At 53.2% G+C, this 12229-nt stretch carries 11 protein-coding genes; 8 read left to right on the plus strand and 3 right to left on the minus strand.

The genetic code is table 11. The features are described 5' to 3' along the window. The 3 genes from nrdR to OO731_RS02615 are packed head-to-tail and all read left to right on the plus strand — an operon-like array spanning position 1 to position 4454. Positions 1 to 456, plus strand: a complete 456-nt coding sequence (gene nrdR / locus OO731_RS02605) for a transcriptional regulator NrdR (RefSeq protein ID WP_138275263.1) — start codon at positions 1 to 3, stop codon at positions 454 to 456. Between the two features lie 53 nt (positions 457 to 509). Next, entirely contained in the window at positions 510 to 3410 is a 2901-nt protein-coding gene (locus OO731_RS02610) for a vitamin B12-dependent ribonucleotide reductase (protein WP_264890544.1), read from the plus strand. A 24-nt stretch (positions 3411 to 3434) separates the two neighbouring features. Then, on the plus strand, positions 3435 to 4454 hold the full coding sequence (locus OO731_RS02615) for a quinone-dependent dihydroorotate dehydrogenase (protein WP_264890659.1): 1020 nt from the start codon (positions 3435 to 3437) through the stop codon (positions 4452 to 4454). 48 nt (positions 4455 to 4502) lie between these two features. On the opposite strand, the gene OO731_RS02620 is transcribed toward OO731_RS02615, so the two are convergent. Then, a complete protein-coding gene (locus OO731_RS02620) occupies positions 4503 to 5039 on the minus strand; it encodes a DUF3043 domain-containing protein (RefSeq protein WP_264890545.1) in 537 nt (178 codons plus the stop codon). Between the two features lie 41 nt (positions 5040 to 5080). On the opposite strand from OO731_RS02620, the gene OO731_RS02625 reads away from it, so the two are divergent. The 5 genes from OO731_RS02625 to OO731_RS02645 all read left to right on the plus strand — a co-directional run bounded on the left by OO731_RS02625 (position 5081) and on the right by OO731_RS02645 (position 10015). Continuing rightward, positions 5081 to 6484 (plus strand): dipeptidase, encoded by a 1404-nt coding sequence (locus tag OO731_RS02625; protein WP_264890546.1) that lies wholly within the window; start codon positions 5081 to 5083, stop codon positions 6482 to 6484. Positions 6485 to 6549: 65 nt separating this feature from the next. Next, positions 6550 to 6891, plus strand: a complete 342-nt coding sequence (gene erpA, locus OO731_RS02630) for an iron-sulfur cluster insertion protein ErpA (RefSeq protein WP_138275267.1) — start codon at positions 6550 to 6552, stop codon at positions 6889 to 6891. 159 nt (positions 6892 to 7050) lie between these two features. Next, the gene (gene coxB / locus OO731_RS02635) at positions 7051 to 7908 is read left to right on the plus strand and encodes a cytochrome c oxidase subunit II (protein WP_246777932.1); all 858 of its coding nucleotides are present in this window, start codon (positions 7051 to 7053) and stop codon (positions 7906 to 7908) included. A gap of 5 nt (positions 7909 to 7913) precedes the next feature. Next, on the plus strand, positions 7914 to 9590 hold the full coding sequence (gene ctaD / locus OO731_RS02640) for a cytochrome c oxidase subunit I (RefSeq protein WP_264890547.1): 1677 nt from the start codon (positions 7914 to 7916) through the stop codon (positions 9588 to 9590). An 11-nt stretch (positions 9591 to 9601) separates the two neighbouring features. Next, positions 9602 to 10015 (plus strand): cytochrome c oxidase subunit 4, encoded by a 414-nt coding sequence (locus OO731_RS02645; protein WP_264890548.1) that lies wholly within the window; start codon positions 9602 to 9604, stop codon positions 10013 to 10015. Positions 10016 to 10137: 122 nt separating this feature from the next. Here OO731_RS02645 and OO731_RS02650 read toward each other — a convergent pair whose 3' ends face one another. Next, entirely contained in the window at positions 10138 to 10479 is a 342-nt protein-coding gene (locus tag OO731_RS02650) for a TipAS antibiotic-recognition domain-containing protein (RefSeq protein ID WP_264890549.1), read from the minus strand. Positions 10480 to 10567: 88 nt separating this feature from the next. Next, positions 10568 to 12229 carry a cytochrome bc complex cytochrome b subunit gene (locus OO731_RS02655; protein WP_264890550.1) on the minus strand — a complete coding sequence of 554 codons (1662 nt, stop codon included), beginning with the start codon at positions 12227 to 12229 and terminating at the stop codon, positions 10568 to 10570.

The following is a 12229-nucleotide window of genomic DNA, read 5'->3' on the forward strand; positions in this document are numbered from 1 at the left end:
ATGCACTGTCCATTTTGCAGATTCGCCGATTCGCGCGTGACCGATTCGCGCACCTCAGATGATGGTTCATCGATTCGTCGTCGCCGTCAGTGCCCTGAGTGTGGCATGCGCTTCAGCACGACCGAAACCGCCAGCCTCACAGTGGTAAAGCGCAGCGGTGTGACCCAACCTTTCAGCCGTGACAAAATCATGAACGGTGTTAGAAAAGCATGCCAGGGGCGTCCAGTTTCTGAATCAGACCTTGCACTCTTGGCCCAGACCGTTGAAGAAGACGTTCGGTCCACCGGCGCTGCTCAGCTCGAGGCAAACGACATCGGTCTTGCCATCCTGGAGCCACTTCGAAAGCTCGACGAGGTTGCTTTTATGCGTTTCGCCAGCGTTTATCAGGGTTGGGAGACTCTAGAAGATTTTGAGGCTGCGATCGGAAAGCTTCGGGCCAGCCACCAAGAACAGTAGTGTCGTACCCTCGGCTCAGAATTACTTTTTAGTCACAGACGAAAGGCAAGTTCATGAATGACCACCAAGACTTCGGAGCTTCAACAGCAACCGGCCGCGGACTGACTATTAGCCGGATTTACACGCAAGAGGGTGTTCACCCTTACGACCAGGTCAATTGGGAATACCGCGACGTCGTGCAGACCAATTGGCAGACCGGCGAGACCATTTTTGAGCAAGCTGGCGTTGAATTCCCCGACTTCTGGAGCATCAATGCCAGCACAATTGTGACTACAAAGTACTTCCGCGGTGCCGTTGGTGCTTCCGACCGCGAATTCAGTCTCAAACAACTGATCAACCGCGTGGTCCACACCTACACACACGCGGGGCGTGAACACGGATATTTTGCCTCCGAGAATGACGCTACGGTTTTTGAGCACGAACTCACCTACATGCTGCTAAACCAGATCTTCAGCTTCAATTCACCAGTATGGTTCAACGTTGGCACCAAGAGCCCGCAACAGGTATCCGCCTGCTTCATTCTCGCCGTCGACGATTCAATGGATTCGATTTTGAACTGGTATCGCGAAGAGGGGCTGATCTTCAAAGGTGGTTCCGGAGCCGGTCTCAACCTCTCACGAATTCGCTCATCCAAGGAACACCTCAAAAAGTCAGGCGGAACCGCGTCCGGCCCGGTTTCGTTCATGCGTGGGGCTGATGCCAGCGCTGGCACAATCAAGTCGGGCGGTGCCACGCGCCGAGCAGCCAAAATGGTAGTCCTAGACGTCGATCACCCGGACATCGAAGAATTCATTGAGACCAAGGCACGCGAAGAGGGCAAAATTCGCGTTCTCCGAGACGCCGGTTACAACATGGAGCTCGGCGGCAAGGACATCATCTCCGTCCAGTACCAAAATGCCAATAACTCCGTGCGGGTAAATGCTGAGTTCATGGAAGCGGTGGAACACGGTGGCTCTTTTGGTCTTCGTGCCCGCACCACTGGTGAAGTGATCGAAACCGTTGATGCACGCGAACTATTTGCAAAAATTGCTGATGCTGCGTGGCAATGTGCCGACCCAGGTATTCAGTACGACGACATTATTAACGACTGGCACACAACTCCCGAGTCAGGCCGAATTTCAGCATCTAACCCTTGCTCGGAATACATGCACCTTGACAACTCAAGCTGCAACCTAGCCTCGCTCAACCTGCTCAAGTTCCTGCTTCCAGACGGTTCTTTTGACAGCGATACCTTCATCAAGGCCAATGAACTTATTTTTACGGCCATGGACATTTCGATTTGCTTTGCCGACTTCCCAACCGAGGCAATTGCCGAGACAACTCGTGCTTTCCGCCAACTAGGCATTGGCTATGCAAATCTCGGGGCCCTACTTATGGCGATTGGCGTTCCTTATGACAGTCGCGAAGGTTTTGCACTAGCGGCCGCAATCACCTCACTGATGACAGCAACCGCTTATCGCCGTTCGGCAGAGCTAGCCGGTGTAGTCGGGGCTTACGAGGGCTTTGCTAAAAACCAGTTCGCTCACGAGCGAATTATGGCCAAGCACCAAGAGGCAAGTTTGCAGGTTGATCCGGTCAGCCAAATTGATGCTGACGTAATCGATGCAGCCAATTATCAGTGGGCTTTGAACCGTGAAATCGGTGCCCAAAATGGCTGGCGCAACGCCCAGGCCTCGCTCTTAGCCCCAACCGGGACCATCGGATTCATGATGGATTGCGACACGACTGGAATCGAACCTGATTTCTCACTAGTCAAGTACAAGAAGCTCTCAACTGGCGGTTCGATGCAGATCGTCAACCAAACTATTCCGTTTGCGCTTCACCGCCTTGGCTATGCCCAAGAAACCATTGAGCAAATCATTGAGCACATTGGTCAGCACGGTCACGTGGTTGATGCTCCTGGTTTGAAGCTCGAACACTATCCAATTTTTGATACCGCGATTGGCGTCCGGGCAATTGAGCCGATGGGTCATGTCCGCATGATGGCTGCGGTTCAACCGTTCCTGTCGGGTGCTATTTCAAAGACCGTAAACATGCCTGAGACAGCTACTCGCGAGGAAATCGCTGACGTGTACTTCCAGGGCTGGAAAATGGGCCTGAAGGCTCTGGCCATCTATCGTGACAACTGTAAAGTCGGTCAGCCACTTTCTGACGCCAAGGCAAAATCTGCCCCCGCTGCAGACAGTGATCAAAAACTAGTCTCTTCAGGGCTGGGTTCGCCAATGGCTCACCCAGTTCGAAAGCGCCTGCCAAAGTCGCGGCCATCATCAACAACTTCGTTCACTGTGGGCGGAGCTGAGGGGTACATGACCGCCGGCTCTTACCCTGACGGTGGCCTCGGTGAGGTATTCCTCAAGCTTGGTAAACAGGGCTCAACCTTGGCCGGCGTAATGGACGCATTCTCGATTGCAGTCTCGATCGGCCTGCAATATGGCGTCCCACTTGAAACCTTTGTGCAAAAGTTCACGAATGTGTCCTTCGAGCCGGCTGGACTGACCGATGACGCCGACATTCGAATGGCCAAGTCGCTGATGGATTACATTTTCAGGCGCCTGGCTCTCGACTACTTGCCAATCGAGACGCGAACCTACCTAGGTATTCTCTCCTCGGAGGAGCGCACCGCCGCACTCGATGCCAATTCGGCCTACGGACTGCCAGAGGTTGTCCCGCAAACAACTCAGCCTGCTTCGAACAACACCGACTCACCAATTTCCGCAGGAGCGGCGGTTGACGACGCACTGCGTCAGGTGGCCGACGCAGTAGCTGAGGTAGTTGTTGAAACGCCGCCACAGGCCAGTGTGAAACGCGAGATTCATTCCTCAGCCGAGCTTTTCGAAATGCTGCAGGGCACTGAATCAGATGCGCCACTTTGTTTCAACTGCGGTATCAAGATGCGTCCGTCTGGTTCCTGCCACGTTTGTGAGGGTTGTGGCTCAACCTCGGGCTGCAGCTAGTCGCTGAGGTATTCTTTACCGGTGCTGTATCGCCTAATTTTTAAACTTTTCTTCGCTCGTCTAGATGCTGAGCAAGCTCACCACATCGGAATGTTTGGCATTCGGTTTGCGGGTGCCATTGGGCTCACAAAGTTGGCTCGGGTTCGCACCAGCGGTCGCGGATCAGTCCAGGCTTTTGGTCTTCACTTCGATGCTCCATTTGGTGTAGCCGCTGGCTTTGACAAAAATGCAGTGGCTATCAAAGCTCTCGGAGAGCTTGGGTTCTCTCACGTTGAAATTGGCACCGTAACGGCAATTCCTCAGGGTGGCAACGAAAAACCACGCTTGTTTCGCTTGATTCCTGACCGTGCCCTGATTAACCGCATGGGATTTAACAACGATGGCGCTCAGGTCGTGGCAAATCGGTTAGAGAAACTCAGGGCCCGTCACGGTTCAAACCTGCCGGTCATCGGCGTCAACATTGGCAAGAGTCGAGTGGTTGAGGTTGAGCAGGCAGAATCTGACTATCGAGCCAGCGCTCGTTTGCTAGCTCCACATGCTGACTATTTGGCAGTGAATGTTTCATCACCAAATACGCCAGGTCTGCGTTCGCTGCAATCGGTTGAAGCCTTGGCGCCAATCCTGACTGCTGTGCTACAAGAAGCAGGAAGCACCCCGGTGCTAGTAAAGATTGCCCCAGATCTTGCTGATGAGGACATTGCGGCAGTTGCAGATTTGGCATTTGACATCGGGTTGGCCGGTTTGATTGCTACCAACACAACAATTTCTCGCGATGGCCTCAAAACTAACCCCAACATCGTCGCTGCAGCTGGCGCCGGAGGGCTTTCGGGCGCTCCGCTCAAGGCAAGATCGCTCGAGGTGCTCCGCTTGCTTAGGGCTCGCCTAAATGGCCGGGTTGCCATTATTTCTGTTGGCGGAATCGAAACCGCGGCTGAAGCGCAAGAACGCTTGGATAACGGTGCAACCCTGGTCCAGGGTTACACAGGATTTATCTACGAGGGTCCGCTCTGGGCAAGGCGAATCAACCGCGAACTAACTCGCTAATAAAAAAGGACCGCCATCAAGGCGGTCCTTTTTTGCTGAGTCGTTTGGCTACTTTTTGCGGCCGCGCTTTACACGGGCTTTTGGCAAGCGCATTGGGCGCATCTGAATCGAGCGCATCGCGGCGTACCAGCGAAGGCCTGACTCTACCTTGTCGGCTCCATACTTTTCGGCAAGTTCCTTGGTAGCTCCGCGGCCGATCAAAGTTGCATTTACACCCACAACAATGAACAACAACCACATGGCGACCAGTGTGGTCAGCTGAACAATGTAGCTGTCGATGGCCGAGATGATGATGACCAAAAACAGCGTCGGCATAACCATTTCGCCGGCAGTGAATCTTGAGTCCACGTAGTCACGCACAAAAGCGCGCTGTGGTCCTCGGTCGCGAGCACTTAGGTACTTCTCGTCGCCTCGAGCCATACCCTCGCGTGCGCGTAGACGTTCTTCTTTCAGGCGAGCCTTGGCAGCGGCACGAGCCTCTGGGCTTCGGTCGCCAACCAGTGGCTTGCGGTTTAGCGCTTCGCGTTCTTTACGGCTCGGGGTAGGGCGCCCCTTTGGCTCGGCAGATTTCTTTTGCTCGGTCATTAATGTCCTCAGTAACTTGCTTGGGCTTATAGATTACTCTCATGACCTCAGTGCCAGACTCAGAATTCAGCCGATTTGCCCAAGATTCGGCCTCCAGTGTCGACAACCGCTTTGAGGTCACGCTTAGCTCGCTTATTGAGCTATCCAAGGTGCCTGGAATCGCCTGGGAGGCCTTTGATAGTTCAAATCTTGATACCAGCGCTCAGATGGTCGCTGATTTGTTCAGAAACCTAAATATTTTTGACTTTGTCGAGGTTAGAAGATCCGCAGTTGACGGAAAACCCGGCGCACCGGCTGTTATCGCCAGACGAGCTGCCAAAAACGGCAAACCTCAGGTGCTCCTCTATGCCCATCATGATGTTCAGCCGCCGGGCAACATAGATGACTGGAAAACCAAACCATTCGAGCCGGTAAGAACCGAGGATCGAATTTTTGGCAGGGGAGTGGCTGACGACAAGGCGGGCATTGTTGCCCACCTGGCAGCACTACAGGCCCTAGTCGATTCGAAGGGTAAAGACTTTGACCTCGGTATTTCACTCTTCATTGAGGGTGAGGAGGAGGCCGGTTCTCCCACCTTCAGAAACTTTCTCGAAGAAAACCAAGCTGATCTAGCCGCTGATGTAATCATCGTTGCCGACTCAGGAAACTGGACCACCGAAATTCCTGCCCTGACTACCACCCTCCGAGGATTGGTTTCGGTGGTTGTTCAGGTGAAGACCCTGGATCATGCCGTGCACTCAGGAATGTACGGGGGAGCGGTGCCCGATGCGATGTTAGCCACAATCAAATTACTCGCCAGCCTGCATGATGACCAAGGTGAGGTTGCGGTAGCGGGCCTCAAATCAGCCCAAACCGACGAACTGGCCTATTCCGAGAATTCTCTGAGGCAGGACTCAGGGCTTTTGCCTAACACTCAAACAATCGGATCTGGCGGCATCCTGCAGAGAATTTGGGGCAAGCCGGCCATCACTGTAATCGGTATCGACGGGCAACCAGTTGCCCTGTCCTCGAACACCCTTTTACCGAGTGTGAGGGCCAAAATCAGCATGAGAATAGCACCGGGGCAAGATCCGGCCGAGGCGCTGAACCTCCTAAAAGCTCATCTTCTAGGTCACACGCCGTTTGGTGCTGAGCTTTCATTTGGTGAAGTTGAATTGGGCAAGCCTTTTGACATGGATGATTCTGGCTGGGCAGCTCAGTTGGTAAAGAAATCCTTGGCTCACGGATGGAGTGCGGCTCCGGTGAACATTGGTATCGGCGGCTCAATTCCTTTCATCGCAGACTTGACCGAGGTATTTCCGTCGGCCCAAATTCTGGTTACCGGAGTTGAGGACCCAGATTCGCGAGCTCACAGCCCTAACGAATCCGTTCACATTGAAAGCCTAAGAAAAGCCATGGTTTCTGAGGCGATTTTCCTGCTTGCAGGGAATGAACTTCAGCTCTGAGGGGTTCACTTACAGCGTCGAGAAAGTTAGACTTATCTCACCAAAGTACGTAGAAAGCGGACCAAATGACTCAGACTCTAGAAACCGGCGTAACTCTTACCGAGCAGGCTCAGGACAAGGTTCGCACTCTCATTTCTGCTGAGGGTCGCGACGACCTGCGTTTGCGCGTAGCAGTCCAGCCTGGAGGTTGTTCAGGACTTATTTACCAGCTTTACTTTGACGAGCAGTTGGCCGAGGGTGACGTCGTATCAGAGTTCAACGGCGTTGAGGTTGTAGTAGACAAAATGAGTGTTCCTTACCTCGACGGAGCTTCTATTGACTTCGAAGACACCATCCAGAAGCAGGGTTTCACCATCGACAACCCAAATGCAGCTGGTTCATGTGCCTGCGGCGATTCATTCAACTAGACACAATTCAGAAAAAATTTCTAAAACCCCGATTTGCTCAGCGGCGAATCGGGGTTTTTCTGTTCAAAAATCCGTTATTCAACAGCGTTTGTGGCTCGATGGCGGCCACAATGAGCGTAGGATAGACAACGTAACGATTCGATATTCGAAGGGTCGATTGTGCTAAAAAAGCGTGCAATTAAGTGGGCAGCCTTGCCTACTGCAGCATCATTGATGTTGCTCCTCAGTGGCTGTACTCCTCAGGAGTTCCAGCGTGGTTTGCTGCCGGGTGAAACCGGTGTAACCAACCACACCGAGCGCATTGTTGGTCTCTGGACCACATCATGGATTGTCCTATGGATCGTCGGTGGTATTGCTTGGGCTCTGATGTTCTGGGCAATCATCGTCTACCGTCGCCGCAAGGGAGACACCGCACCACCTTCGCAGCTTCGTTACAACAACCCGATTGAGACCATGTTCACCGTGGTCCCGCTAATCATCACCATCGGATTCTTCGCCTTCACTGCCCGCGACATGGCAGCCATCGAGGCACCGGTTGCAAACCCGGACGTAGAAATCGAAGTTATCGGTAAGCAGTGGAGCTGGGACTTCAACTACGTTGACGGCAACGTTTACGACTCTGGTGTTCAGTCTGACTTTGATGGCGAAGAGGGTGCTGAAGCAAAGCTTCCAACCTTGTACCTGCCAGTCAACAAGTCAGTCAAGATTGACCTTTCTGCTCGCGACGTAATCCACTCTTTCTGGGTAATCGACTTCCTTTACAAGAAGGACATGTTCCCGGGTCGCACCAACACCATGTACTTCACCCCTCAGGTTGAGGGAACCTACCAGGGTAAGTGTGCTGAGCTCTGTGGTGAGTACCACTCATTGATGTTGTTCAACGTCAAGGTTGTCTCACAGGCCGAGTATGACGCTCACCTTGCTGACCTAGCTGCAGCCGGCAATGTCGGTCAGCTGGATGAAACCTACGACCGCAACCAGAACCTTCCTGGCGACAACCCAGAGATCAGAGGATAAGGACTATGGCTACCGCAACTGCAACCAAGCCGGCCTACGGAACTTCTAAGAAGACCAAGGGACAGATCCTGGTCGACTGGCTAACCACAACCGATCACAAGAAGATCGGTTACCTGTACCTAATTACCTCGTTCGCATACTTCCTTATCGGTGGTGTGATGGCATTGGTAATTCGTGCCCAGCTGGCTGCCCCTGGTCTTGACATCGTTCAGACCAAAGAGCAGTACAACCAGTTGTTCACCATGCACGGAACCATCATGTTGCTGATGTTCGCGACCCCATTGTTTGCGGCATTCGCCAACATCTTGATGCCAGTTCAGATTGGTGCTCCAGACGTGGCATTCCCTCGTCTAAACGCCATCGCCTACTGGTTCTACTTCTTCGGTTCATTCGTAGCTGTTGCTGGTTTCTTCACCCCACAGGGTGCAGCAAGCTTCGGTTGGTTTGCTTACGCTCCGCTAAACAGCACCACATTCTCGCCTGGTCTAGGTGGCGACCTGTGGGTATTCGGTCTTGCCCTTAGCGGTTTCGGAACCATCATGGGTGGTGTCAACTTCATCACCACGATTTTGACGATGCGTGCTCCTGGTATGACCATGTTCCGTTTGCCAATTTTTGTTTGGAACACTCTGGTTACCTCGATTCTGGTCATCATGTGTTTCCCTCCTCTTGCGGCTGCACTGTTTGCACTGGGTGCCGACCGTCGTTTCGACGCTCACATCTTCGACCCAGCTAACGGTGGCCCAATGCTTTGGCAGCACCTGTTCTGGTTCTTCGGCCACCCAGAGGTTTACATCCTTGCGTTGCCGTTCTTCGGAATCATTTCTGAAATCTTCCCGGTCTTCAGCCGCAAGCCAATCTTTGGTTACAAGACCTTGGTCTACGCAACCATCGCTATTGCTGCGCTGTCGATGACTGTTTGGGCGCACCATATGTACGTGACCGGTTCGGTGCTACTACCGTTCTTCGCGTTCACCACCATGCTTATCGCAGTGCCTACCGGTGTAAAGATCTTCAACTGGATTGGTACCTTCTGGAAGGGCTCAGTCTCGTTCGAAACCCCAATGCTTTACGCACTGGGCTTCTTGACTACCTTCATCTTCGGTGGTTTGACCGGTGTAATCCTTGCTTCACCAGCACTGGACTTCCACCTGTCTGACAGCTACTTCGTAGTTGCTCACTTCCACTACGTAGTCTTCGGTACCGTTGTGTTCGCAATGTTTGCCGGTATCTACTTCTGGTACCCAAAGATGACCGGAAAGATGCTGAACGAGCGCCTAGGAAAGATCCAGTTCTGGCTATTGTTCACCGGTTTCCACGTGACCTTCTTGATTCAGCACTGGTTGGGCATCATCGGTATGCCACGTCGTTACGCGACCTACCTGCCTGAAGACGGTTTCACCTGGATGAACGGCGTTTCAACAGCTGGTTCGGCATTGCTAGCACTGTCTGTGATTCCGTTCCTATGGAATATCTACATCACCGCTCGTAAGGGTGAAAAGACCACCCTGAACGACCCATGGGGCTACGGACGCTCACTTGAGTGGGCTACAGCTACTCCGTTCCCACGCCACAACTTCACCTCAATTCCACGTGTGCGTTCAGAGTCTCCAGCATTCGACTTGAACCACCCAGAGTACGCAGCGCCTGAGGCTAAGGCTTCTGCTGCACCAAAGAAGTAAGGGCTAGCAGCATGAAGTTCAACGGAAACCTATTCTGGTTCCTAACCGTCTTCTACTTTGTAGATGCAATCGGTTATGCCATCTGGTGGTACAACACCAATGGTGGTTACGAGCCAATTGGTACCGCGGCTATCGCGATGCTCGGCTTTATGTCGGCTTTCTTGGCGTTCTACATCAAGAAGACCCACAAGGTACAGGGTCCGGTTCCTGAGGACCGCCTAGACGCAAACATCGAAGATGGTGACTCTGAGATTGGCTACTTCGCCCCTTGGAGCTGGTGGCCACTATTCCTTGGTCTATTCGCATCGATGGCTTTCGCAGCCTTGGCAGTGGGTTGGTGGCTGTTCTTCATCGCCTTCCCACTCTGCTTGGTAGCGATCATCGGATTCGTATTCGAACGTAGCCGTGGCCTAAACGCCCACTAAAGGCTTATGAAAATGCCCCAGCCACTAGTTGGTTGGGGCATTTTTTGCGCTAGATCGATGAGCGTGCACGTTTCATTGCGGAATCACTAATGACACAGGGGAGAGGCCAGGGGCAGTTCGCGTCAAGCGAGGTTGGCGTCTGCCCAGTAGTAAATAGCCCGTTGGATGAACACTGCCAACCCAGGCTCGTAGGCCTCGTACGTTGCTTTGAATGCCGGATCCATTGTGTAGGTTAGTGCCAGAGATTTGTAGGCCACCCTATTTGGAGTCCAGAACTGGCATACGTAGGCGTAGTGCTTTCCAATCCACTCCTGAATGGCTTCAGAATCAGCCGAATTGCCTTCAACCATGAGAGCTGCGATGTTCTGGGCAATATGATCATGGCCGCGCTTGTACTCGTTGTACTGCTCTTGGTTGGTGTGCAGACTCGCGTGGTGAGAGCTGGCTGTTGGTTCGAAAGTCACACTCTGATTCTAGAACGCGAAGCCACCGCCCAGCCGGGTAAAAGAAAACCCCCACAGCCTTTGGGCCGCGGGGGAGTTCTCAGATAATTTACTTCTTGGCTGGGGTCTTCTTGGCAGCTACGGCCTTCTTAGGCTTTTCCTCAACCGCAGGAGCGTGGTCGTGGTGTGCTGCGTCAAGCTCACTCTGAGTTACCGGCGCAATGCGGTCCTCGAAGTAGAAGCGTGACAGACCTGCACGGATTCGAGCACCGATGGTGATCTTTCCGGCAGCGTTCGGGCGGGCCAAGGTTGGAGCGTAGTCCTTGAAGTCGACCAGCTTCCACTGCTCAAACTCGTCTAGAGGCTCGTGAACCTCAATGTACTCGCCGTGTGGCAAGCGCACGATGCGTCCGGTTTCGCGACCGTGAAGGACAATCTCGCGGTCCTTACGCTGGAGCGATAGACAGGTGCGCTTAGTGATGATGTAAGCCAAGATTGGGCCAACGATGAGCAGGATCTGCATCGAGGTCAGGACCTGGTTTAGTGACATCTTAAAGTTGGTTGCAATTAAGTCGGTTGCTGCGCCGGCCCAAAGGACTGCGTAGAAGACCACACCAGCGGCACCAATAGCAGTGCGGGTTGGCGCGTTGCGTGGGCGGTCAAGGACGTGGTGTTCACGCTTGTCGCCGGTGACCCAAGCTTCGATGAATGGGTAGATGGCTACAACAATCAAGAAGCCAACGCCCACGATCATAGGAAGCAGGATGTTGAGTGCCCAGGTGTTTCCACCAATGATGAACTCAAGACCGGTAGGGGCCAAGCGCAGAGCGCCATCCAACCAACCAATGTACCAGTCAGGCTGAGTACCAGCTGAAACTGGAGATGGGTCGTAGGCACCGAAGTTCCAAACTGGGTTGATGGTGAAGGTCGCTGAGATCAGCATGATTACACCGAACACGATGAAGAAGAAACCACCAGCCTTAGCCACGTATACAGGCATTAGCGGGTAACCAACAACGTTGGAGTCCTTGCGTCCAGGGCCTGAGTAGTGGGTGTGCTTGTGAATAACCACCATGAAGAGGTGAATCACGATGAACACCAAGATCAGTGCTGGAACGAGAAGAATGTGCAGACCGTAGAGGCGCGCGATGATTTCTTCGCCTGGGAACTCGCCACCGAATAGTAGTGATGATGTGTAGGCGCCAATGACCGGTAGGCCCTTGATCATTCCATCGATGATGCGAAGACCGTTACCTGATAGAAGGTCATCAGGAAGTGAGTATCCGGTGAATCCACCGGCCATACCCAAAACGAAGAGTACGAAACCGACTACCCAGTTGATTTCTCGAGGCTTGCGGAATGCACCGGTGAAGAATACGCGAAGCATGTGTAGACCGGCAGCAGCTACGAATAGCAGTGCTGACCAGTGGTGAACCTGGCGCATCAATAGACCGCCGCGAACCTCAAATGAGATGTCCAAGGTCGATGCATAAGCGATCGACATCTCGGCGCCCTTAAGTGGCCCGTAGACACCGTCGTAAATAACCGGAGTCATCGCCGGCTGGAAGAAGAAGGTCAAGAAAGTACCTGACAACAGCAACACGAGGAAGCTGTATAGGGCGACTTCACCCAGCATGAACGACCAGTGGTCAGGGAAAACTTTGCGGCCGAATTCCTTCAGGATGCCTGCTACGCCGACGCGTTCGTCTAGGTAGTTAGCGGTGCCCGCAAGAAATCCACCCTTTTTAGGTGCTGCAACTGCGTTACTCAT

Origin of the sequence: Rhodoluna sp. KAS3 (assembly GCF_026000575.1) — a bacterium.
In the GTDB taxonomy this organism is placed as follows: domain Bacteria; phylum Actinomycetota; class Actinomycetes; order Actinomycetales; family Microbacteriaceae; genus Rhodoluna.